The following is a 22,956-nucleotide window of genomic DNA, read 5'->3' as shown; positions in this document are numbered from 1 at the left end:
CTCGTCACCGGCGCCGTGTTCTGCCGGCAGGACATCCTGGAGCCGAAGGGCATCACGGACGTGCCCCCCCCCGCAGTGGAAGGGCCGACGGCAAGAGCACACCTCGCACCTTCATGGGCGTGTCCACCAGCATCTACAACTACCTCGACGCACGGCTGAAGCCCCAGCAGACCGAGGAACTTCCAGCACTTCCGCACCGGCGTGCGCACCGGCACCGTCACGGGCTGAACCCGTACCGCGCCGAAGGCACATCCCCGGACCGGGAGCGGTCCCGCTCGCCCCTCCCCGCCGCGTGACAGGGACCGCTCCCCCACCACGGCCACGACGGCCGCCGGCCTCCACCTCCTGGCGGCACCGAGGCCTGCCACCCGCCAGAGCACGACACGACTCCGCGCACCTGAGGAACCGTCATGACGACTCGCATCATCACCGGCCGTCTGGGCGGGCTCGCCTTCGGCGGGGACTACAACCCCGGGCAATGGGACGAGCCGGTCTGGAAGGAGGACGACGCACTCATGCGCCGGGCCGGGGTCAACCTGGTCACCGTGGGCGTCTTCTCCTGGGCCCTGCTCGAACCGGAGGAGGGACGCTACGACTTCGCCTGGCTCGACGCCCACCTGGAGCGCCTGCACGCGAACGGCGTGGCCGTCGACCTCGCCACACCGACGGCCTCCCCGCCGCCCTGGTTCACCCTCGCCCACCCCGACGCGCTCCCGGTCACACCCGACGGCACCCGTCTGACCCACGGCAGCCGCGACACCTACTGCCTGGCCGCACCCGCCTACCGGAACGCGGCCCGCAGGATCGCCTCGGCCCTCGCCGAACGGTACGGCGACCACCCGGCCCTCGCGCTGTGGCACGTGCACAACGAGTACGCCACCCTCTGCCACTGCGAGCACGCGGCGGCGGCCTTCCGGGTATGGCTGCGCGCCCACCACGGCTCACTGGACGCCCTCAACGAGGCCTGGGGAACGTCCTTCTGGAGCCAGCGCTACACCTCTTGGGAACAGGTGCTGCCGCCACGCGCGACGCAGTGGCACAAGAACCCGGGCCAGAGCCTGGACTTCCGCCGCTTCTGGTCCGACGAGACCGTCGCCGCCTACCGCGAGCAGCGCGACGCGATCCGCGCGCACAGCGACCGGCCGGTGACGACCAACCTGATGCTGCCCGCCTACCAGAACCTGGACCTGTGGGCCCTGGCCCGCGAGCTCGACGTGGTCACCTCCGATCACTACCCGGGGGCGCCGGGCCTGGACGCCGCCGCCGACGCCGCCTTCCACGCCGACCGCGTCCGTTCCCTGGGCGGCGGCCGCCCATGGCTGCTCATGGAACAGGGCACCAACACCGTCTACGACAGTGGCCGGGTGCTGGGCAAGGAGCCCGGGGAGATCCTGCGCCACACCCTCGGCCACATCGCGCGCGGTTCGGAGGGCGCGCTCTTCTTCCAGTGGCGGCAGTCCCGGGCCGGTGCCGAGACATGGCACTCGGCGATGGTCCCGCACGCGGGCCCCGACAGCCGTATCTTCCGCGAGGTCACCCGGACCGGCGAGGCGATCGCCCGGCTCGGCGAGCTGGCGGGTTCCACGGTCGACGCGTCCGTGGCCGTCCTGCACGACGCGGACGCCTGGTGGGCCCTGAGCGTTGACGGCCTGCCCTCCGCCGGCCTCGGTTACCACGGGGAGCTGAGCCGGGCGCATCGGGCGTTGTGGGACGCCGGCGTGACGGTCGACTTCGCCCATGCCGAGCACGAGTTGAGCCGCTACGCGCTCGTCGTCGCGCCGGCCCTGTTCCTCCTGTCCGACGCGGGCGCCGAGAACCTGCGCCGCTACGTCGCCGGCGGCGGGACGCTCCTCGTCCAGCACGCGAACGGATGCGTCGACGACCGCATGCACGCCCGGCTCGGCGGCTATCCCGCAGGGCCGCTGCGCGAGGCCCTGGGCATCCGTGTCGAGGAGCACCGCCCGCTGCGGACGGATGAGCGGATCGCCCTGTCGGACGGCTCGCACGGCTCGGTATGGAGCGAGTCCCTGCGCAGCGAGGGCGCCGAGACGCTCGCCACCTACACCCACGGCATGCTCACCGAAAGCCCGGCACTGACCCGGCACCGCTTCGGAACCGGACAGGGCTGGTACGTCTCCACCCGCCTCGATGACGCCGACTACGGCGCTCTGGTCCGTCGACTGCTGCAGGAGGCTGGTGTCGAGCCGGAGTTGCCGGGTCTGCCGGGCGGTGTCGAAGCCGTCACCCGGCACGCGTCCGACGGCCGTCGCTGGCAGTTCCTGCTCAACCACCGCGCGGACACCGTGCCGCTGCCGGATACCGCTCACGACCTGCTCACCGGCGCCACGGTCCACGAGCTGGCCCCCGGTGGTTGCGCGGTGCTGCGCAGGACCTGACTCCGAGAGGCCACCATGACCGAGGAACAGCACACGATCCGCTGGGGGCACCACGCCCTTGGGCTCCGGATCGACCTCGACGAGGACGGCAGTCCCCACCTGACCCACCTCGGGCCGCCCGCCAACGGGGACGCGAGCCCCGTCGCCTCCCTGCCCCTGGTGGAGGTGACGGCCGCGGGGCACGGCCGCGGCTGGTCGGGCAACCGCCTCGTCGACACCACGATCGGCGGGCGGCTGCGCCACCGGTCCCACCACACGGCGCGCGAGGGCGACTGGCACACACTGACCGTCCAACTCCACGATCCGGAGACCGGGTTGGCCGCTGACGTGACATACCGTTCGCCCGACGGTGTGCCCGTCGTGCGCGGCAAGGTGACCCTGCGCAACGAAGGACGCGAGACACTGTTCCTGGAGTCGGTCGGCTCTCTCGTCGTGGGCCGCCTGACCGCGGAAGGTCCGGCGGCCATCGACGCCGCGGACCTGCTGTGGGCGGACAACGACTGGCTCGCCGAATGCCGGTGGCAGCGCCGTCCGATGCGCCTGACCTCGCCCGTCCTGAGCGGACGCGTGCACTTCGGCAACGGCAAAGGAGGGTTCGCCCTGACCGGGCAGGGCAGTTGGTCCAGCTGTGGTCATCTGCCCATGGGTGGACTGACGGACCGCCACTCCGGCCGCACCTGGGTGTGGCAGATCGAGCACAGCGGCGGCTGGCGTTGGGAGTGCGGCGAACGCCACGGCGCGGCGTACACGGCACTGTTCGGGCCGACCGACACGCACCACGGCTGGCGGCATGCCCTGGCACCCGGGGCGTCCTTCAGCGCCGTACCCGCCGCTGTGGCGTTCAGCGCCGACGGCGGACCGGACGCCGCGTTCGCCGCACTGACCCGCTACCGGCGCGCCCTGCGCCGCCCGCATCCCGACCACAGGCGACTGCCCGTCATCTTCAACGACTACATGAACTGCCTGATGGGAGACCCCACCACCGAGAAACTCCTGCCGTTGGTCGACGCGGCGGCCGAGGCCGGCGCCGAGTACTTCGTCATCGACGCCGGCTGGTACGACGACGGTGACGGCGGCTGGTGGACCACCGTCGGCGCCTGGGAACCGGCCGCCTCGCGCTTCCCCGGCCAGAGGGGCATCCACGAGGTGCTGGACCGGATCCGCGAACGCGGCATGGTCCCGGGGCTGTGGCTGGAACCGGAAGTGGTCGGCGTGCACAGCCCCGTGGCCGGGATCCTGCCCGACGAGGCGTTCTTCCGCCGCGACGGGGTCCGTGTCGTGGAGAGCGGCCGGTACCACCTGGACCTCCGTCACCCCGCCGCACGTGCCCACCTGGACCGGGTGGTGGACCGCCTGGCCGGCGAGTGGGGCGTCGGTTATCTCAAGCTCGACCACAACATCGACCCCGGTTCCGGGACCAACAGCCGTCCCGGCGAGTCGCCGGGCGCCGGGCTGCTCGGCCACAACCGCGCCCACCTCGACTGGCTCGACGGCATCCTCGACCGGCACCCCCACCTGGTGCTGGAGAACTGCTCCTCCGGCGGCATGCGATGGGACCACGCCCTGCTGTCCCGGATGCAGGTGCAGTCCACCAGTGACCAGCAGAACCTCCGGCTCTACGCGCCCATCGCGGCCTCGGCGCCCACCGCCGTCACCCCCGAGCAGGGCGCCGTCTGGGCCTACCCGCAGCCGGAGGACTCCCTCGACGAGGTCGCGTTCACGATGGCCAACGCCCTCCTGGGCCGTATCCACCTCTCCGGCCGACTGCCCGAACTGCGGCCCGAGGCCCGCGCCCTCGTCCACGAGGCGGTGACGGTATACAAGGCCCTCCGCGCCGACCTGGCACAGGCCGTGCCCTGCTGGCCCCTCGGCCTTCCCGCCTGGGACGACCCCTGGCTCGCGCTGGCCCTGCGCAGCGGCAGCACCACCTACCTCACGGCCTGGCGCCGACCCGGCACCGACACCTCCGCCACTCTCCGCCTGCCGCACCTGCGCGGCTCACACGTCCGCGCGGACCTGCTCTACCCCTCCACCAGCCGGGCCACCACCGCCTGGCACCCGGACACCGGCCACCTCACCGTGACCCTGCCGACCGTGCCCTCCGCCGTGCTGCTCCGGCTCAGCCTCCCCGAGGCGCCCTCTCCAGACGAAACATCCGGCTGAGCCACGTACATCCCGTATACCGAAAGGACCTGGTGCCTTGTCAGACACCGGCCCCGCCAACCCCGTGATCCCCGGTTTCCACCCCGACCCCAGCATCTGCCGGGTCGGCGACGACTACTACCTCGCCTGCTCCAGCTTCGAGTACTTCCCCGGCGTACCCCTCTTCCACAGCCGTGACCTGGTGCACTGGACACAGATCGGCAACGCCCTGGACCGGCCGAGCCAGCTGCGACTGGCGGCCGACGTGCCGTCCTCCGCCGGGATCTACGCCCCTACCCTGCGCCACCACGACGGACGGTTCTGGCTGATCGTCACCAACGTGAGCGAGGGCGGCGGCAACCTGGTCGTCACCGCCACCGATCCCGCCGGACCGTGGTCGGACCCCATCCGGCTTCCCGGCGTGCCCGGCATCGATCCCGACCTGGCCTGGGACGAGGAGGGCACCTGCTGGTGCACCTTCGCCGGGGTGGCGCAGGTCCGCATCGACCTGCACACCGGCGAGACGTACGGGACACCGCGGAAGTTGTGGTCCGGCGTGCCCGGTGACAAAGCCCCGGAGGCGCCGCACCTGTACCGGATGGGCGACTACTGGTATCTGCTCATCGCCGTGGGGGGAACCGAGCGCGGCCACGGCGTGGCGATCGCCCGCGGTCTGACACCGAGCGGCCCGTTCGAGCCCTGCCCGGCCAACCCGATCCTCACCCACCGGGGCACCGACCACCCCGTGCAGAACACCGGGCACGCCGATCTGGTCCAGGCGCCCGACGGCTCGTGGTGGATGGTGCTGCTCGGGGTACGGCCGGGCGGCGGCACGCCTGGCTGGCACGTGCTCGGCCGGGAGACCTTCCTGGCGCCCGTGACCTGGGTGGACGGCTGGCCGGTGGTCGGCGAGGTCGCCCTGGACCTGCCGGAACTCCCGTGGCCTCTGGTCCCCGGACCCGTCGAGGAGCCGCGGGACGACTTCGACCTGAGCGAACTGCGCCCGTCGTGGATCTCCGTGCGGGACCGCCCGGCCGAACTCTGCACCACGAAGGAGCGCCCCGGATGGCTGACGCTCCGCGCGCGGGGTGTCGACCTCGACGCACCCGACGTCGTCTTCACCGGCCGGCGCCAGCAGCACCTGTCGTGCCGCGCACGGACCCTGGTCGATCCCTCGGACGGAACCGGCGGCCTGGCCGTGCGGCTGGACGAGCGGCACCACTACGCGATCGAGGCGTCCGGCCGCGAAGTGCGGGTGATCGCGCGCGTCGGCTCCCTGCGCACGGTGGTGGCCGCACAGGCCGTACCCCACGGGCCGGTGGTCCTCGCCCTCACGATCACCGACCCTCCGCCGCCGCACGACGCCCGCACCGGCCCCGACGTCGTCTCCCTCGGCGTCGAGCAGCCGGACGGCACCTTCACCGTGCTCGCGACCCTCGACGGCCGTTATCTGTCGACCGAGGTCGCCGGCGGCTTCACGGGCCGCGTCATCGGCATGTACGCCGCGGCCGGCACCGTCCACTTCGACTGGTTCGACTACGAGCCCCTCAGACCATGACGACCGACCCGACCACCAGCCCGACAACCGAGCGAAAGGAACGACAGGTGAAGGACATACGGCACCCCGCACGCCACCACAGCCGCGGCTCCGGGCGCCTGGCCGCCCTGCTGCTGACGCTGCTCGCCATCGTGGGCCTGACCAGCGGCACCACGATGGCGGCGGCCGACGACGGCCCGGCGCACCCGGCGCGGACCCAGGTCAGGGTTCCGGCCTCCGCCAAGGACGCCGTGGCGGCCATGCAGCCCAGCTGGAACCTGGGCAACACGCTGGACGCCATCCCGGACGAGACCTCCTGGGGCAACCCCGCGGTCACCAAGCCCCTGTTCGACACCATCCGCGCGCAGGGCTTCCGCAGCGTCCGCATCCCGGTGACCTGGACCGACCACCAGTCCGCCACCGCGCCCTACACCATCGACGCCCCGTTCATGAACCGCGTCAAGCAGGTGGTCGACTGGGCGCTGGCCGACGGCCTGTACGTCGTGATCAACGTCCACCACGACTCGTGGCAGTGGATCGCTGACATGACCACCAACCACGACAAGGTGCTCGCCCGCTTCGACGCCTCCTGGACCCAGATCGCCACCACGTTCCGGAACGAGCCGCGCACCCTGCTCTTCGAGAGCGTCAACGAGCCGCAGTTCAACCACGCCACGCCCGCGCAGAAGACCCAGTTCCTGGACGAGCTGAACACCTCCTTCCACAAGATCGTCCGCGCCACGGGCGGCGGGAACACCGACCGCCTGCTCGTCCTGCCCACGCAGGGCTGCACACCCTCCCAGAGCCTCATGGACGGCCTGTCCGCCACGATCGGGGCACTGCACGACCGCAACCTGGTCGCCACCGTGCACTACTACAGCTCGTACCCGTTCAGCGTGAACATCGCGGGCGGCACCCGGTACGACGCCTCCGCCCAGAAGGACCTGACCGACGCCTTCGCCCGGATGCACGACACGTTCGTCGCCAAGGGAATCCCCGTCTACCTCGGCGAGTACGGCACGCTGAGCTGGCCCGACTACAACCATCCCGACCCCATCGAGCGGGGTGAGGGACTGAAGTACCTGGAGCAGCTTGGATACCAGGCGGGGGTCGCGGGGGTCACCACCGCCCTGTGGGACCCCTTCTCCTACCTGAACCGCTCCACCCTCAAGTGGCGTGACCCCGCCCTGTTCGCCTGGATCAAGTCGAGCTGGACCACCCGCTCGGGTACCGCCTCCTTCGACAAGGTCTTCGTAGCGAAGTCGACCCCGATCACGGCCCAGTCCCTCACCCTGAGCCCGAACGGCACCACCTTCCGGGGCCTGTGGCAGGGCACCAAGAAGCTGGTCTCGGGACGGGACTACACCGTGTCCGGCGACCGGCTCACCCTCACGGCCACCGCACTGACCCGGCTGACCGGCAACCGCGCGTACGGGGTGAACGCAACGCTCCAGGCCCGGTTCTCCCGCGGGCTGCCCTGGAACATCGACGTCATCACCTACGACGCCCCGGTGCTGTCGAGCACCACGGGCACGAGCGCCTCGTTCGCCCTTCCCACGCAGTACCGCGGTGACGTGCTGGCGACCATGGAGGCCACGTACGCCGACGGCAGCAACGCCGGACCGGCCGACTGGACCCCGTACCAGCAGTTCAACCAGTCCTTCTCGCCCGACTACGCGGGCGGCAGGATCACCCTGACGTCCGACTTCCTGAAGGCGCTGCACGACAACGCGCCGGTGACGCTGAAGTTCCACTTCTGGAGCGGCGCCATCGTCACGTACCACGTGACGAAGTACGGAAGCTCGGTGACCGGCACGGCGTCCTGAGCGACCGGCTCTCCGCCCCATTCATCCAATGTCTCGGAGAACGGTCGAACAGGAGGACCCACGTTGCCGGAATACACCTCACGCAGATCGGTACTCGCCGCCATGGCGGCCATGACGGTGGCCACCGCGGTCGGTTCCGCCACGGTGGCGGCACCCGCGTACGCCGCGCCCACCGCACCCCAGCCACTGCCACTGCCCGCCCTGCGGATCCCGAGGACCGACATGGGGGTCGAGCAGCAGCCGGATTCCACGATCCAGTGGCTCCAGGACGCCAAGCTGGGCATGTTCATCCACTGGGGCGTGTACGCGGGCCCGGCCAAGGGCGAGTGGTGGATGCACAGCGCCCCGGTCACGCCGGCGGACTACCGGAAGTACGTCACCGACGCCACCGACGAGCAGTTCACCGCGGACGCCTACGACCCGGCGGCCTGGGCGCGGCTGGCCAAGGACTTCGGGGCGAGGTACGTGACGCTGACCACGCGCCACCACGACGGTTTCGCACTGTGGCCGCTGAACCATCCCAACAGCTGGAACTCGGGGCAGGCGCCGCTCAATCGTGACTTCGTCAAGGACTACGTCGCGGCGGTGCGGGCGGCGGGTCTGAAGGTGGGGCTGTACTACTCGCCGATCGACTGGCGCTATCCCGGCTACTACGACGTCCGCGGCACCCACTGCGCGCCCAACCCCTGGAACTACACCACCGATCCCGCGCACAAGGAGAACGCGCGGGTCATGAAGACCGAGGTGTACCAGTCGGTCAAGGAACTGGTCACCCGGTACGGCCCGATCGACGACCTGTGGTGGGACGGCGGCTGGGTGGCGGAGCAGGGCAGCGACGCGGACGGCGCGTTCTTCTGGGAGCCCGGCCGGTACCGCGACCCCGCCAACGAGTGGCCGGTGGACGCCGTCTACGGCGAGACGGACGACGACGGCAGGCCGCTCGGTCTGATGGGCATGGTGCGCAAGCACCAGCCCGGGATCGTCGCCACCTCACGCTCGGGCTGGGTGGGCGACTACGCCAGCGACGAGGGCCCTTCCGTCCCGCGCGGGGCGATCCGCACCGGCCTCGTCGAGAAGGTGTTCAGCGTCGGCAGCACCTGGGGCTACAACTCCGATGGCACCGTGATGAGTTACGGCACCGCCATGGACATCCTGGTCAACTGCTGGGTGCGGAACATGACCGTGATGGTCAATGTCGGCCCCGACCGACACGGCACGGTGTCCGACGCCCAGGCCGGGCTGCTGCGGCGGATCGGCACCTTCATGACGTCCTACGGCCGGTCGGTCTACGGGACCCGCGGCGGCCCGTGGAACCCGGTCGACGGCCAGTACGGCTTCACCTACAAGGACGACACCTTCTACGTGCACCTGCTGCCCGGCTACAGCGGCACCTCGTTCACCGTCCCGCCGCTCGGTGACGCCAGGATCGCGCGGGCCTTCGATGTGCGCACCGGTGCCGGGCTGGCGTACTCGGCCGGCGGCGACGGCCGGGTGACGATCACCGGCATCGACCGCACCGCCCATCCAGAGGACAGCGTCATCGGCGTCACGCTGGACCGGTCCGTGCAGCCGGCCGACATCGCCGCCGGCCGGACGGCGACGGCCGACAGCGAGGAGTCCTCGAAGGGCAACACCGCCGCGAGGGCGGTGGACGGTTCCACCTCGACCCGGTGGTGCGCGAACGACGGCGGCACCGGCCACTGGCTCAAGGTCGACCTCGGCTCGCCCCGCTCACTGACCGGCACCCGCATCGCCTGGGAGATGGACGGGACCAACTACCGGTACACGATCGAGGGTTCCCTCGACAACCGCACGTGGAGCACGCTGGCCGACAACACGGCCACCACCAGCACCAGCCAGGTCCAGGTGGCCATGTTCCGCGCTCGGGCACAGTATGTGCGTGTCACGGTCACCGGGTTGCCTTCCGGGGCATGGGCGTCCATACGCAACCTCGAGGTCTACGACCGGCCCTTCTCCACCGAGCTGGGATCGTAGGCGCCGGACACGTGGAACCGGGGGCTTTCGACCGCACAGGCCGTAGCCCCCGGTTCCCGGGAAAGCCTACGTCCCGTTCCTGTGCCACTTCCGCCACGCGGCGCGGACCAGCGGGGACGGCCCGTACCTGGAACTCGCCACATACCTGCGCTGGCACAGTCCGCACCGCGTGGAGGCGACCTTTGCCACGCTCTACTACTTCGACGGCGTCCACTTCGCCCGCCGTGCGACGGCCCCGGCGCTGTTCAGCGTCGGCCTCATGGACCCGACATGCCCGCCTCCCACCGTCTACGCCGCCTTCAACCACTACGCGGGAACGGACCGGACCATCACCGCCTGGCCCTTCGCCGACCACGGCGGCGGCTTCGGCTTCAACACCGCGGAGCAGCTGAAGTGGCTGCGCGAACGCGGGCTGACCCCGCAGCAGTAGGCCTGGGGGCCGGCGCAAGCGCCGGTCCCCTTCGCCGGACGTTTCACCCGTGTGCCGTCCTTGAGCGCGTTGAGGAAGGCGGACGGGAGTGAGACGACGTTCCTGGTGTAGTCGGGTGAGAAGGCCGTGTTGAACTGCTGGTAGGGACTCCATGTGGTGGGGCCGGCAGGGGTGCCGTCGGGGTACGTGGCCTGCATCGTGGCCAGCACATCGCCGCTGAACCGGGTGGGGATCCGGAAGGAGCCGCTCGTTCCCGTGGTGGCGGACAGCACGGGCGGGCGGTGCGCGATCACGCTGATCGACCAGGGGACGCCTCGGGAGAACCGCGCCTGAAGCCGGGCATGGACACCATAGGAGCGGTCTCCGGCAAGCCGGTTGAGTGCGAGGTGCGGTCGAAGAAGGAGCCGTTGTCCCAGAGGAAGGTGGCCACGCCGCGAGTGCGGGCCGCGGCGCCGAAGGCCTCGAAGTACTTCAGCATCTCGCCGCGCTCCACTCCGCCGGACGGGCCGAAGTCGTAGCCGAGCACGCCGTACTCTCCGAACACCGTGGGGATGCCCCGGACCAGGAAGGTGTCGTGCACCCGCCTGAAGACCTTGGTCAGGTCGGCCTGAGCCGTGCATCGCCGCCACGACCGCCGTCGCGTCGTCGGGCAGCCGGGGCGCCGCGGACGCCTGGGGCCGGGAATCGTCGCCGAAGGTCCCGAAGACCGCGCCGTAGGCCAGAACGCCTGCCGAGACCAATGCCAGCGGCGTACCGATCACCAGGCCGAGCCTGCGTCTGCGGTGCCGTGGGCCCTGCTGCCGTGCCCTCATTCCTCATCCGTTCGCAAAGAGTCGCGCCGATGGTGCTCCCTTCAGTGGCGGCCGACGGAGCAGAGGTTGCCGGATTCTGTGAGATGCCTTTTCGATGAGCCGATCCGGAGCCTCAAGAGGTCTGCTTGCCGGGGAGTCGCCAGATCTGGTTCTTCTTGGTGCTGAGGGCGCTTGCCGGGTCGCAGGTCCACTGGTGGATCAACGCTCCCGGAGCGGTGGAGACGTTGCTGACGTCGACGCACTTGCCGCTGTGGACGGCGACGAGTTGGTAGTCCTTGCTGTTGCCGAGTGCGGTGACGGGGTTGAGGGTGAACTGCTGGTTGGCCGCGCCGTTGCAGGTGTACTGGATGACGGCGGCGCCGTCGGCGGTCGACGCCCCGGAGACGTCGAGGCACTTGCCGCTGAGCTCGTCGACGACGGTGTAGGTGTTGGTCTTCCCCGCCACCGGCTTGAGGTCGAGCATCTGCTGGTAGCCACCCTCGCAGTGGTACTGCTGGTACTGGGTACCGTTGGCGGTGCTCAGGTTGGTGTCGTCCAGGCACTGGCCGCTGTTCTCGCTGACGGCGACGGTCGAGACGGTGGTGTGGGACGGCGGGAGCAGGGTGACGGTGTAGCCGTCCTTGGCGTTGCTCCAGGGGATGCTCACCGAGGCCGCGTTGTTGCCGACGGTCAGGGTGGTGTCGGAGATCGTCTCGGGCCCGGTCACCGCGGCGCCGCCGTTGTACGGGACGCGCTGGACGACGGCGCGGACCTTGCCGCTCTCCACCACCGAGGTCGTGTTCAGGCTGGTGAGGTTGACGGTGACATTGCCGGTGTTGCCGTTGCTGCCGAGCAGGATTTTGGCGTTCTTGGCTGCGTTGTCCTTGGTGGCGAGGCCGTCGGTGGCGGCGCCCGGAGTGAGGTTGACGATGTTGCCGGTCTGCGAGCCGTAGTAGCGGTACATGAACCACTCGCCGAGCGGCAGGTACTGGCCGGAGCTGTTCTTGGTGAGCAGGTTGGCTTCGTAGTCGTGCAGGTTCGTGCCGGAGGCCCAGTTGCCGCGCAGGCCGTCGGCGCCGGCGCGCTCCAGACGGCCGATGAACCAGGCGCCGCCGCCGGGGTTCTGCTGGGAGAGCGCCGCGTACTCGTTGATCTGGTACGGACGGGTGGCGGTCAGACCTGCCGCGGCGAGGGTGGAGTTGGCGCTGGCTACGCCCGGTACGGGATCGGCGGGTTCGTCGTGCCAACTGTAGATGTCGGGGGCGACGTTGTGGGCCTTGACGTAGGTGAGGTAAGTGGTCCACCAGGTGTTGGAGGAGGTCGGCTGGCCCGCCATGCTGGGGCCGACGATGAGCTGGGCCGGGAAGGCCGCCCGCACCTTGGCGTAGAACCGCGACCACATCTGCAGGTACTGGCTCTGCGAGGGAGCCCAGAAGCCCCTGCCGTCGGGCTCGTTCCACAGGTCCCACTCGACGGTCATCTGGTTGGCTTTGACGTCGTTGATGAGCTGCGTGACGAAGTTGTCGAACTTCGTCCAGTCACCGTTGTCGCCGGGCCAGCCCTGGCTGGTGGTGCTGTCCGCACCCCACAGGTCGTGCGGGAGCAGCACGAACGTGCCGCCGAGGGCCGCGGTGCGCTTGTACTGGGCGAGCGTGGCGTTCCAGCGGGTCTGGTAGTCGGCGAGGCTGGTGCCGTAGCCACCGCTGTTGAGCTGGGCACCGCCGGCCCGCATGAAGTGCCACTTGATGTCCTTGAAGAAGTGGTCCTGCGGCAGCGACCCGTTCGGCGTCATCCCGTAGATCATGCCGGAGGCGCGGTAGGTGGGCGCGCCTCCGGCTGTCGCGAAGTCCACCGTGACGCCGGTGTCGGCGGCCTGTGACGGCGCTGCGGGCACGAGGGTCGCGGCCAGGGCGGTCAGCAGGACGGCGACGGAAGGGACCGTTCGGCGTCCGGTGCGGGTGGTGGGGCTGGGGTGTATCCGGGGCGATTTCACGGTGCGGCTCCTGCATGGGTGTGGCGGGACCCGGACGGTCCGGGGGCCATGGAGGGCGAGGCAGCCGGTCAGCGGCCGTCTCGGTGTGCGTGTGCTTCGGCCAGCAGGAGGTAGCTGCTGGCGGTCCAGGTGTAGGCGCGGTCGCGCAGGCCCGTGCCGGTGAGGGCGTCGAAGTTCTCGGCGAAGCCGTGGGTCTCGCACAGGGCACGGAATCGGGCGCTGATGTCGTCCGCGAGCCGGTGGTGGCCGGCGCGACGCAGACCGTCCTCGACGAGGACGGTGGCGGGGGCCCAGATCGGACCGCGCCAGTAGCCGTCGGCGAGGTAGTGCGGTGAGGTGGTCAGTTCGGTGGCGAGGCCGTACGGGGTCAGATGGGCCTTGATGCGGTCGGCGAGCGCGCTGGCGACCTCGCCGGGCAGGTGCTCGCCCAGCAGGATGGGCATCAGGTCGAGGAGGCTTGAGCTGCTCCAGGTGTCCCCGCAGGCGACGCCTCGGGCGACGAATCTGTCCCCGCTCCAGAGCTGCTCCAGCAGTGCCGTCTGGGTCTCCTCGGCCGCCCGCGTCCACCGGCGCGCCTCGTCGTGCCTGCGCAACTCGGTGGCCAGGTGGGCGAGTTCATTCAGTTGGAGGACGAGGAAGGCGGCCAGGTCGGCGGTGACGACCACGCGCTCGGGGTCGAAGGTGGTGGCGTTGTCCCAGCCGCTGTCGTTGCCGTGCTGGTAGTGGGGCAGTTCGGCGCCGGGGGCTCGTCGTGCGGTGAGCCAGAAGTCGGTCCATCGCTCCAACCGGCCGTACATCTCTGTCAGTTCGGCATCGCCGAGAGGTGTCGGCAGGCGGCGGCGCAGGTGGCCGAAGGCCCAGCCGTGGATGGGCGGCTTGACGAAGTTGTAGAGCACCTCGGAGTGGGTGACCGAGTCGGGCAGGGCACCGCTGTCGTCCTGGTGGTCGAAGGGCAGGGCGAACTGGTCCAGGGCCAGTTCGGGACAACCGGGCGCCAGGGCCAGGGCGTTGAAGCAGTGGTCCCAGCTCCAGACCTTGTCCATCCAGTGCTTGGACATCAGCACGGCGGGGCGGGTGACCAGGCCGGTCGGTCGTACGGTCGCCGACCAGACGACGTAGGCGGCGAGCTCGGCGGCCGGGGTGGCGGACGAGCGCCAGGGGGCCACGACGTTGGCGAAGTCCCTGAAGCCTCTCTTCGCAGCCTCCACGATCTCGTCGAAGGGCGCCGAGGACGCGTACGGCGCACGAGAGGTGTCGAGTTCCTCGATCGCCATCTCCCAGGTCCCGTCCGTCGCGGCGGCCAGGGCGAGACCGCGGTCGCCGCTGCCCAGGGCCTGGGCTCCGGCCGGGTCGGCGAGGGTGCCGGACAGCACGGTGACGCGGTACCGGCGTCCGGTCTCGTACGACGTGAACACGTGCCCGTTCGCTGCCGGGTCGTGGAAGAAGTACGTTCCGCTGAACGGGGTCAGGGCCTGCGCGGCGGCGAAGACGCTGATACCCAGGCCGCTCCCCCGCAGCCGCACGGTGTCCGGCGACTCGTAGGCGAGGTCGACGTGCCCGCCCTCGCCGATCCAGCTGAGCAGGCCCGGCGTCGCCTCGACGCGGGCCGCGGCCCGCTCACCCGTCGCCGGGTCCAGGGGGACCAGGCGCAGTACGGCGTGCATACCGTTCTGGTGCGAGACGAGGTGGAGGTCCTCGGCGTATGTCTTCTCCGCGACCACGGGCGAGATGTCGAACCAGGATCCGTATGTGCTGAACGGAATGTCGTGGACGGAGAAGGCCGGGCCTGACGGGGCGGCGGTCATGATGCGTCACTCGTTTCTCGGGCAGGGGGCACCGGCCCACTGGCGTGCGTGCAGCCGGAGCAGTCGTGACGGGAGGGGGGACTCAGTCCTTGATGGCGCCGGCGGTCACACCGGCGGCGACGTAGCGCTGGGCGAGGACGAGGATCACGGCGGTCGGCAGCGAGGCCACGACGGCGGTCGCCATGATGGCGTTCCACTGCTGGTTGTTGTTGCCGATGTAGTGGTAGATACCGAGGGTGATCGGCTCGTGGGCGCCGCCGCCCGCGAGGGTGCTGGCGAAGACGAAGTCGGACCAGGACCACAGGAAGGCGAACAGGGAGACCGTGACGACGGCGTTGCGGCTCATCGGCAGCACCACGGACCAGAAGGTGCGCAGGGCCCTTGCGCCGTCCATCTGCGCGGCCTGGAGCAGCTCACCGGGGATGCCGGACATGAACGCGGTGAAGATCAGGACCGCGAACGGGACGGCCAGGGTGGAGTCGGCGACGATGAGCCCGGGGACGGATTGGAGCAGACCCAGTTGGAGGTAGATGGCGTAGAAGCCCATCGCCATGATGATGCCGGGGATCATTTGTGCGGCCAGCAGCACGAAGCTGAGGATGCCTCCGCCGCGCGGGCGCAGCTTGGCCAGGGCGTATCCGGCGGGGGCGGACAGGGCGACGGTCAGGACGACGGTGCCCAGGCCGATGACGAGGCTGGTGCCGAGGTAGGGCAACTGCTCGTCGAGGACGGTGCGGTAGCCGGCCAGGGTGCCGTGCACAGGGAGCAGATCGGGTGGGCTCTTGCGCATGTCCTGGTCGCGGGTCAAGGACACATTGAGCATCCAGTAGACCGGGAAGAGCATGATCGCGGTCAGCAGGACGCCGACGGTCGTCTTCCACCACGTTCGGCTGGTGCTTCGGTTCATGACAGCGCCTGCTTCCGCTGGACCCGGACGTAGACCAGGCCGAAGACCAGGGCGGCGACCACGAGCAGGTTGCCGACGGCCGCGCCCGGGCCGAAGGCGGGCAGGAGGTTGCCGAAGCCGAGCTGGTAGGACCAGGTGGCGAAGGTGGTGGACGAGTCCGCGGGGCCGCCCTTGGTCATGATCCAGATGATGTCGAAGACCTTGAGCGTGTAGATCAGCCCGAGCAGCAGGGTGATCGCGGACACCGGGCGCAGCAGCGGGAAGGTGACTCGCCAGAAACGTTGCCAGGCGTTCGCTCCGTCGAGGGCGGCGGCCTCGTACAGGTTCGCGGGGATGGATTGCAGGCCGCTGTAGAGGACGACCAGGTTGAACGGGACGCCGATCCAGATGTTCGCGATGATCACCGAGGTCAGCGACCAGGACGGTGAGGTCAGCCAGTTCACCGGCTCGACGCCGACGGCGCTCGCCAGAGCATTGACAATGCCGGAGTCGCTGTTGAGCATCCACGACCAGGTGGAGGCCGACACGATGAGCGGCAGCAGCCAGGGCACCAGGAACAGGGCGCGCAGGGTGGCCGACAGCCGGAAGTGCTGGTTGAAGAAGACCGCGAGGGCCAGGCCGATGGCGTACTGGAAGACCAGGCACACGGCGGTGAAGACCGCGGTGTGGAGCAGGGCCGGGGCGAAGGTCGGGTCGTCGAAGACGGTCTGGTAGTTCCTCAGGCCCGTGAAGGGTGCGTTGCCCTGCACGAAGGAGCGGACGGTGTAGTGGCGCAGGCTGAGGTCGAGGTTGCGGTACAGCGGATAGGCGTAGAAGAGGGCGAGATAGACGGTCACCGGGGCGAGGAATCCCCAGGCGGCCCACTGCTGGGAGGCCGGACGGCGGCGTGTCCTGGTGCGGGCCGGGGACGGGGCAGCGGTGGCCGCCCCGTCCCGGACGCGCGCGGACCGGCGGTCCGGCGGATGGGTGGTCTGTTTCATCGGGCCCACCTCACTTGACCGCGTCCTGCGCCGAAGTGAGCGCGTCCTTGGGCGACTTGGACCCGCTGAGGGCGGACTGGACGGCCTTCCACATCTGCTCGGAGATCTTGGGGTACTTGGTGCCCAGGTCGTCGCTCGTGCGCCCCTTGGCCGACTTGACCGCGTCGACCCATGGCTTCAGCTCGGCGTTCGCCGCCACCTGCTTGTTCTGGACCTCGCTGGTCGGGGCCACGTAGGACAGGGTGGTGTCGGTGTCGTAAAGGTTGTCGGCGCTGGTCAGGCAGGTGGTGAGCTTCCGGGAGGTGGCGTAGCGGGCGGTGTCGTCCTGGACCGGGATGGTGACGAACTCACCGCCGGTCGGGGCCGCGGCATTGCCCCCCGTGGCGGCGGGGATGGGCAGCACCCCGTAGTCGAGCCCGGCCTTCCTCGCATTGGCGAGCTGCCAGGTGCCGTTCTCCGCGAAGGCGTAGTCTCCGCCGGCGAACTCCTGCCAGCTGGTGGTCTGGGTGTTGTTGAGCACCGAGTTGGGGGCGTAGCCCTGCTTCAGCCAGTCCGTCCACAGCGACAGGGCGGACACGGCCTGCGCGGAGTCGAGTTGGGGCAGCTTGGCGCCCGCGCCCCAGAACCACGGCAGGAACTGGAAACTGCCCTCCTCCGTGCCGATCGCCGAGAACGTGACGCCCTTCTTGCCCGCCTTCTTGACCTTCGCCAGCGCCGCCGTCAGCGATGTCCAGTCCTTGATCGAGGAGACGTCCACCCCGGCTTCCTTCAGCACCTTCTTGTTGTAGTAGAGGGCCAGGGTGTTGGCACCGATCGGCGTGCCGTACGTCTTGCCGCCCGACTGGCCGGCCGCGAGCAGGTTGGGGTCCACCTTCGAGGTGTCCAACTTGGTGTCGTCGGTCGTGGTGAGCACGCCTGCCTCGGCCAGGGTCGACACCACCGGGTTGTCCACGATGAGGACGTCCGGGGAGTTGCCCTGCTGCGCCGCCAGCAGCGTCTTGTTGCCCAGGTCGCTGGTGTCGAAGGCGGTCCGCTTGATCTTCACTCCGGCCTCGGTGCCGCACCGGTCCAGCAGCTTCGCCCAGGCCGAGCCCTTGTCGAACTGCGGGTACGGGTCCCAGATGGTGTACGTGCCGCTGTCGGCACCCTTGGCATCCGCGCTGCCCGAACCGGAGGTACAGGCGGTGGCGCTGATGGCCACGGCCAAGGCGGTGAGGGCGGCGGCGGTCAGACGACGCTGTCTGGAGGAGTGGCTCATTGCAGCAATTCCTTTGTTTTGGGCATGACAGTGCTGAGGCGCTGGGCGACCAGGAGCGAAGAGGGTTGAAGAGGGTTACGTGGGTACGGTCAGGGCGTCGTAGCGGACCCCGCGTCCACGGGGGGTGTGACTCCCGCGGGCCCGGTGCTGGCCCGCAGGGAGATCGGCGGCGTGAGGAGATGGTGCCGGGGCGGCGCGTCGGGATGACTGAGCTGCTCCACCAGCAGGTCGACGGCTCGCCGGCCCATCTCCTCCGCCGGTACGTCCGCCGCGGTGAGCTGCGGGGTCACCGTCTCCGCCCACCGGCCGGCCACCACCCCGGTCACGGAGAAGTCGCGCGGCACATGGCGGCCCGCCCGGGCGAGCCCCCGGTAGAGGCCACCCAGAGCGGCCTCGTTCAGCGTGACCAGGGCCGTGGTGGCCGGGTCGTCGCGCAGGATCTGCTCCACGCATGCCTGGCCCGACGCGGCGTCGTCCCCGCAGCAGTACGTCCGCACCGTCAGCCCGCGCTCCGCAGCTGCCTTGGTGAAGCCGTCCAGGCCGCGCTGCGCCGACTCGTACCCGACCCGCAGCAGCTGGTCGGGACGGTTGACGAAGGCGACCCGGCGATGGCCGAGATCCGCCAGGTGGTGCACGCACGCCGCCGCCAGCGCGGTGTGGTCCAGGCCCACCCACCAGCCGCGCTCCGGGTGGGCTGTGCGGCCGATGGCGACGGAGGGGAAGCCCAGCGCGGCCAGGTGATCAACCCGGTCGTCCTCCAGCCTGATCTCCATCAGGATCGCGCCGTCGACCCGCCGCTCGCCCAGCAGCCGCTGGAAGGAGCGGTCGCTGTCCACACCGCTCGGCGACAGAAGCACGTCGTAGTCGCAGGCCGCGGCGGCCTCCACCACGCTGCCGATGAAATCCAGCTGCATCCCCGTGTAGTGGTTCCCGGCCGGCGGGAAGACCAGACCGATCGTGCTGGTCCGGCCGTTGGCCAGCGCGCGGGCACTGGCGCTGGGCCGGTAGCCCAGCTCGTCGACGACCTGCTGAATCTTCCGGCGGGTCTCCTCCGACACCGGGCGCTTGCCGCTCAGCGCGTACGAGACGGTGCTCCGCGAGACACCGGCCCGCTTGGCGATCTCACCGATGTTCACGGGAACTCCTTGCTCGAACCGGTTCGCTGCTCCGGGAGGAACATAGTGCCGGGTGCCTGAGGCTGGGAACGGTGAAGTGGCGATCTCCGGTTTGTCGAACCGGTTCGCATGAAGTGAAGGTAGGAACCGCCCGGAGGCCTGTCAACACCCCTGACCGCATTCCTGCAATCCCGGGCTGGAGCCGGTGCATCATGTCGAAAGGATTGCTGGCCGGAGTGCCTGATGCTAGCTTCGCCCGAACCGGTTCGATGAGGTGTGGCGTAGATGGTCCATCGGTTCGACGTATGCCGGTACTGAAGGCTTGAGGACGCGATCCATGTCTTCCGCTGGCGGATCCGCCCGGCGCCGCGCGGCGGCCGCCGTGGCACCGACTCCCGGCGCGGGCCTGCCGGCCGCTACACCCAGATCGCCACGGCGATCGACCGCAGCAACCCCGAGTCCCAGGACCCACCGCTCGACGCCCGCGAAGGGCTGACCCGGTTGCAGTCACTGGTCATGCACACCACGGGCACGGCGTACCAGTTGCACGACGCCGCCTCGGGAACCCTGCGGCCGGGCCGACGGGCCGATCTGATCGTCCTGGACCGGGACATCACCAAGATCCCGGTGAAGGGCATCCGGGGCAGCAGGGTCCGGTACACCCTGATCTCCGGACGGGTGGTCCACGACGCGGGATCACAGACGGGTCGGGCACGGGCCGAGGCGGCGCAGCGCATGGGCGCGCTGGGCGCCGGCTGGGCACCGGGTGACTCCTGCTGCCGAGGACACTGACCCGGCAGAGCGTACGCGCCCCGGCCTCTCCGACGGAGCCGGGGCGCGGCCGGGTGGCCGCGAGAGCATCGCGTCCAAGAGGCTCCGGTCACCGACACCTGAACAGCCGCCGCGTAGCGGCCCATGGCCTCGAAGGAGGCGAGCAGTGCGGCGGCCGATCTCCTGGGTGAACGGCCTTGAGATCACGTCGGTGACGTGTCCGGGGGCGGACGTCCCGAGTCCGCAGAGAGGATCAAGCCTCCTGCAGGGCGGGTTCGAGTGCCTCGGCGGGCGGGACCTCGTCGAAGGCGACGACGGTGACGTCCTTCCGCTTGCTGCGGGCGAGTTCGGCGACCATGCCCAGCGCGACGATGTCGTTGCCGGCGAACAGGGCTGTGGGCGGATCGGCCAGGCCGGGCAGTTGAGAGGCCGCGGTCACGGCTCCCTGCTGATCGTGGGCGTGGGTGACCGGCGCACGGTCGTAGGGCAGGTCGGCCTCCTGCACGGCGGTACGGTATCCGGCCAGGCGTTCGCGGCGGGTGTACGGCTTCACGGACAGGTCGCTGTCGGCCCCGCCGCCTGAGCCGCACCGGCGGTCGGCGTCAGGCCGACGACGGCCATGACACCGGCCGTAGCGGCGACTCCGGATGTCATCAACGCCACAGGTGAAAGCCCCGTGCACTCCGACGCCGGTCTCGTGCCCCGGCTCGCACACGAGTTGCGGGCAATGCGCGGGGCGCCGGCAGCCCGCCGGGTCTCCGGGGACGGGAGCCCTCCCCCGTGAGAAATCGGCGGCAACCTTTTCGCTGCCTGCGGCCACTGAGCGGTGCACCTTCGATTCGATCCTCCGAACGGATGGACATGACGACACCGAGGCAGGCCGCGCGGCAGCGGCGGCGCAGACAGAGGCTGATGCTGGGCACCACCGTGGGGCTGACCGCCGCGGGCGTTCTCGCCTACCTGGTCATGGGGCTGCTTCCCGACCGCAAGGCGCATGTGGCACCCGCCGCGGCCACACCCGCCGCCACCGCCCAGGTGAGAGCCGGCAACGCGGCCGACAAGGACACCCCGACCGCGACCGGCACCTCGACGCCGACGGCCGGTGCGAGCAGCACGGCGGCACGACCATCGGCCAAAGCCACCCCGCAGTCCCCGGGGACGGCGTCCACCACGGCCGCGGCACCGTCGACGGGACGGATCCGGCCCGGCACCACGTACCGAGGGGTCGCCACCGCCTACGAGGCCGGCGACGGAAACGGCGCGTGTCTGTTCGGCCCGAGCAGCGACCTCATGATCGCCGCGATGAACACCACCGACTACGAGACATCCAGGGCGTGCGGCGCGTACGTGCGCGTCCACGCGGCCAACGGCGCCTCCCTCACGGTCCGGATCACCAACGAATGCCCGGCTCCCTGTGCACCTGGTCAACTCGACCTCAGCCAGCAGGCGTTCGCCAAGCTCGCCCCGCTCGAAGCCGGCCGGATACCGATCACCTGGAGCCTGCTGAGCCCCAGCACGTCCGACACGATCTCCATCCGGTACAAGACCGGCTCCAGCCCCTACTGGTGCGGCATCCAGGCGATCGGCCACCGCAATCCGGTCGCGCGACTGGAGGTCCGCGCGAGCGACGGCTGGCGGCAGCTGCCCCGCACCGACTACAACTACTTCGTCTCCGCCGACGGCCACGGATGCGGCAGCGCGATCAGACTCACGGACATCTACGGACAGCAGCTGACCATCAGCGGGATCGCGATACGGCCGAACATCGTGCAACCGACCCAGGTCCAGTTCGCCCGGCACTGATCCCGCCACCCACGTCCGATCCATCATCCCGGCGACAGCCCGGCCTGGGTCTGCGCGGAGCACGGGACGAGCCTGCCCGCCGCGGCCATGGCCTTCCCCGGCACGCATCCCAGTATCATCAGCGTCACCCTGGGCATGCGAAACCTCGAACAGGTCGGACGAAACGTGCAACTTCACCATCGGCTCGTTCCAGACGGTCTGTGGGGCGATCTTCGCGCTCGGGGCCTGATCAGTACGGGCGTGCCGGCGCGGGCCGGTCGTGGGAGGAGTGCGCGGTGTCTTTGACCGACAAGGCCATCGAGCACATCCGTGAGCTGATCCGCAGCGGCGCGCTGCCTCCGGGGTCGAAGCTGCCGCCGGAGGCGGACCTCGCCGCCCAGCTGGGCCTGTCCCGCAACCTCGCCCGCGAGGCTGTCAAGGCACTGGCCGTCGCACGCGTGCTGGACGTCCGGCGAGGCGACGGAACGTATGTGACCAGTCTGGAGCCCAGCCTGCTGTTCGAGGGCCTCGGCGGAGCCGTGGAACTCCTCCAGAGCGACTCGGCCGCGCTGCTGGACCTGATGGAGGTCCGCAGGCTGCTGGAGCCGGCGGCCACCGCGCTGGCCGCCACCCGGATCTCCGACGACCAACTGGCCGAGGTCAAGCGCCATCTGGACGCGATGCGCGAGGCCCGCGACGACGTCGAGCAGCTCAACGCCCACGACGCGGCCTTCCACCGGGCCGTGATCTCCGCGACGGGCAACGACTCGTTGCTCACGCTCCTGGAAGGCATATCGGGCCGTACGCTGCGTGCCCGGATCTGGCGCGGCCTGGTCGACGACCAGGCCGCGGGCCGCACCCTCGCCGAACACGAGTCGATCTTCACGGCCCTCTCCACCCGCGACGCCTTCCTGAGCCAGGCCGCCGCCCTCCTGCACGTCAACAACACGGAGCAGTGGCTGAGGGAACACCTGCACTCCTCGGAGTCACCCGTCACCGGTTCAGCGGGGCGTCGACGGGATGCTCCGGCGAAGCCCCGCCGCCGGGAGGGGTGAGGAGCTCCCGGGGGCGGCCTCCCTGCGGCCCCTCTACCACACCATGTCGATGCCGGGTGCCTGCCGCTATCGGTGGTACGGCGGGTGGGGTGGCGGCGACGGTGTCGGCGCGGGGCAGCGGACGTCCCTGCGGACGGCAGCGGACGAGTTCCCGGAGGAGCAGAGCATGAGCC

17 protein-coding genes and 3 pseudogenes are annotated in these 22,956 nt (G+C 70.3%); 11 read left to right on the top strand and 9 right to left on the bottom strand.

Features of this window, described 5'->3' with window-relative positions:
- The first annotated feature begins 119 nt into the window (after nt 1-119).
- The 7 genes and pseudogenes from AB5L52_RS40100 to AB5L52_RS40070 form a co-directional block, all read left to right on the top strand.
- Nucleotides 120-296, top strand: coding sequence for a hypothetical protein (locus AB5L52_RS40100; RefSeq protein ID WP_351562587.1), 177 nt, complete (start codon nt 120-122; stop codon nt 294-296).
- 114 nt (nt 297-410) lie between these two features.
- Nucleotides 411-2,396 (top strand): beta-galactosidase, encoded by a 1,986-nt coding sequence (locus tag AB5L52_RS40095; protein ID WP_369368166.1) that lies wholly within the window; start codon nt 411-413, stop codon nt 2,394-2,396.
- 15 nt (nt 2,397-2,411) lie between these two features.
- Nucleotides 2,412-4,559, top strand: a complete 2,148-nt coding sequence (locus AB5L52_RS40090; RefSeq protein ID WP_369368164.1) for an alpha-galactosidase — start codon at nt 2,412-2,414, stop codon at nt 4,557-4,559.
- Between the two features lie 37 nt (nt 4,560-4,596).
- On the top strand, nt 4,597-6,096 hold the full coding sequence (locus AB5L52_RS40085) for a glycoside hydrolase family 43 protein (RefSeq protein WP_369368163.1): 1,500 nt from the start codon (nt 4,597-4,599) through the stop codon (nt 6,094-6,096).
- Between the two features lie 47 nt (nt 6,097-6,143).
- On the top strand, nt 6,144-7,901 hold the full coding sequence (locus tag AB5L52_RS40080) for a cellulase family glycosylhydrolase (protein WP_369368162.1): 1,758 nt from the start codon (nt 6,144-6,146) through the stop codon (nt 7,899-7,901).
- Nucleotides 7,902-7,964: 63 nt separating this feature from the next.
- Nucleotides 7,965-9,896, top strand: coding sequence for an alpha-L-fucosidase (locus tag AB5L52_RS40075; protein WP_369368161.1), 1,932 nt, complete (start codon nt 7,965-7,967; stop codon nt 9,894-9,896).
- 76 nt (nt 9,897-9,972) lie between these two features.
- A pseudogene (locus AB5L52_RS40070) lies at nt 9,973-10,290 on the top strand (acetylxylan esterase); the annotation flags it as partial.
- Here the strand turns inward: AB5L52_RS40070 and AB5L52_RS40065 are convergent.
- From AB5L52_RS40065 to AB5L52_RS40030, 8 genes are all read right to left on the bottom strand, one after another.
- Entirely contained in the window at nt 10,203-10,598 is a 396-nt protein-coding gene (locus tag AB5L52_RS40065) for a hypothetical protein (RefSeq protein WP_369369046.1), read from the bottom strand. The pseudogene AB5L52_RS40070 and the gene AB5L52_RS40065 overlap by 88 nt on opposite strands.
- A gap of 17 nt (nt 10,599-10,615) precedes the next feature.
- Complete coding sequence (locus AB5L52_RS40060; RefSeq protein ID WP_369368160.1) at nt 10,616-10,906, bottom strand: hypothetical protein; 291 nt, start codon at nt 10,904-10,906, stop codon at nt 10,616-10,618.
- Nucleotides 10,907-11,250: 344 nt separating this feature from the next.
- A complete protein-coding gene (locus AB5L52_RS40055) occupies nt 11,251-13,110 on the bottom strand; it encodes an RICIN domain-containing protein (protein ID WP_369368159.1) in 1,860 nt (619 codons plus the stop codon).
- Nucleotides 13,111-13,178: 68 nt separating this feature from the next.
- Entirely contained in the window at nt 13,179-14,915 is a 1,737-nt protein-coding gene (locus tag AB5L52_RS40050; protein WP_369368158.1) for an amylo-alpha-1,6-glucosidase, read from the bottom strand.
- A gap of 82 nt (nt 14,916-14,997) precedes the next feature.
- Nucleotides 14,998-15,822, bottom strand: coding sequence for a carbohydrate ABC transporter permease (locus AB5L52_RS40045; RefSeq protein ID WP_351562607.1), 825 nt, complete (start codon nt 15,820-15,822; stop codon nt 14,998-15,000).
- Complete coding sequence (locus AB5L52_RS40040; protein ID WP_369368157.1) at nt 15,819-16,802, bottom strand: carbohydrate ABC transporter permease; 984 nt, start codon at nt 16,800-16,802, stop codon at nt 15,819-15,821. The genes AB5L52_RS40045 and AB5L52_RS40040 overlap by 4 nt, the downstream gene beginning before the upstream one ends.
- 10 nt (nt 16,803-16,812) lie before the next feature.
- A complete protein-coding gene (locus AB5L52_RS40035) occupies nt 16,813-18,060 on the bottom strand; it encodes an extracellular solute-binding protein (protein WP_369368156.1) in 1,248 nt (415 codons plus the stop codon).
- 89 nt (nt 18,061-18,149) lie between these two features.
- Nucleotides 18,150-19,196: a LacI family DNA-binding transcriptional regulator gene (locus AB5L52_RS40030; RefSeq protein WP_369368154.1), complete on the bottom strand. Its 1,047-nt coding sequence runs from the start codon at nt 19,194-19,196 to the stop codon at nt 18,150-18,152.
- Nucleotides 19,197-19,508: 312 nt separating this feature from the next.
- On the opposite strand from AB5L52_RS40030, the gene AB5L52_RS40025 reads away from it, so the two are divergent.
- A complete protein-coding gene (locus tag AB5L52_RS40025; RefSeq protein ID WP_369369045.1) occupies nt 19,509-19,967 on the top strand; it encodes an amidohydrolase family protein in 459 nt (152 codons plus the stop codon).
- 244 nt (nt 19,968-20,211) lie between these two features.
- On the opposite strand, the pseudogene AB5L52_RS40020 reads toward AB5L52_RS40025, so the two are convergent.
- Nucleotides 20,212-20,508, bottom strand: a pseudogene (locus tag AB5L52_RS40020) (substrate-binding domain-containing protein); the annotation flags it as partial.
- Between the two features lie 299 nt (nt 20,509-20,807).
- On the opposite strand from AB5L52_RS40020, the gene AB5L52_RS40015 reads away from it, so the two are divergent.
- From AB5L52_RS40015 to AB5L52_RS40005, 3 genes and pseudogenes are all read left to right on the top strand, one after another.
- Nucleotides 20,808-21,749: an expansin EXLX1 family cellulose-binding protein gene (locus AB5L52_RS40015; RefSeq protein ID WP_369368153.1), complete on the top strand. Its 942-nt coding sequence runs from the start codon at nt 20,808-20,810 to the stop codon at nt 21,747-21,749.
- A 36-nt stretch (nt 21,750-21,785) separates the two neighbouring features.
- A pseudogene (locus AB5L52_RS40010) lies at nt 21,786-22,034 on the top strand (aldo/keto reductase); the annotation flags it as partial.
- The gene (locus AB5L52_RS40005; RefSeq protein ID WP_369368152.1) at nt 22,025-22,783 is read left to right on the top strand and encodes a FadR/GntR family transcriptional regulator; all 759 of its coding nucleotides are present in this window, start codon (nt 22,025-22,027) and stop codon (nt 22,781-22,783) included. The pseudogene AB5L52_RS40010 and the gene AB5L52_RS40005, both read left to right, overlap by 10 nt.
- Nucleotides 22,784-22,956: the final 173 nt, after the last annotated feature.

Source organism: Streptomyces sp. CG4, from assembly GCF_041080655.1.
GTDB lineage: Bacteria > Actinomycetota > Actinomycetes > Streptomycetales > Streptomycetaceae > Streptomyces.
This window is presented reverse-complemented; position numbering and strand designations above follow the sequence as displayed.

Excerpts from the sequence above, each read along its gene's own strand:
- AB5L52_RS40095 (WP_369368166.1), top strand. The coding sequence starts at position 411 with ATGACGACTCGCATCATCACCGGCCGTCTGGGCGGGCTCGCCTTCGGC.
- AB5L52_RS40090 (WP_369368164.1), top strand. The coding sequence starts at position 2,412 with ATGACCGAGGAACAGCACACGATCCGCTGGGGGCACCACGCCCTTGGG.
- AB5L52_RS40050 (WP_369368158.1), bottom strand. The coding sequence starts at position 14,915 with ATGACCGCCGCCCCGTCAGGCCCGGCCTTCTCCGTCCACGACATTCCG.
- AB5L52_RS40045 (WP_351562607.1), bottom strand. The coding sequence starts at position 15,822 with ATGAACCGAAGCACCAGCCGAACGTGGTGGAAGACGACCGTCGGCGTC.
- AB5L52_RS40040 (WP_369368157.1), bottom strand. The coding sequence starts at position 16,802 with ATGAAACAGACCACCCATCCGCCGGACCGCCGGTCCGCGCGCGTCCGG.
- AB5L52_RS40035 (WP_369368156.1), bottom strand. The coding sequence starts at position 18,060 with ATGAGCCACTCCTCCAGACAGCGTCGTCTGACCGCCGCCGCCCTCACC.
- AB5L52_RS40015 (WP_369368153.1), top strand. The coding sequence starts at position 20,808 with ATGACGACACCGAGGCAGGCCGCGCGGCAGCGGCGGCGCAGACAGAGG.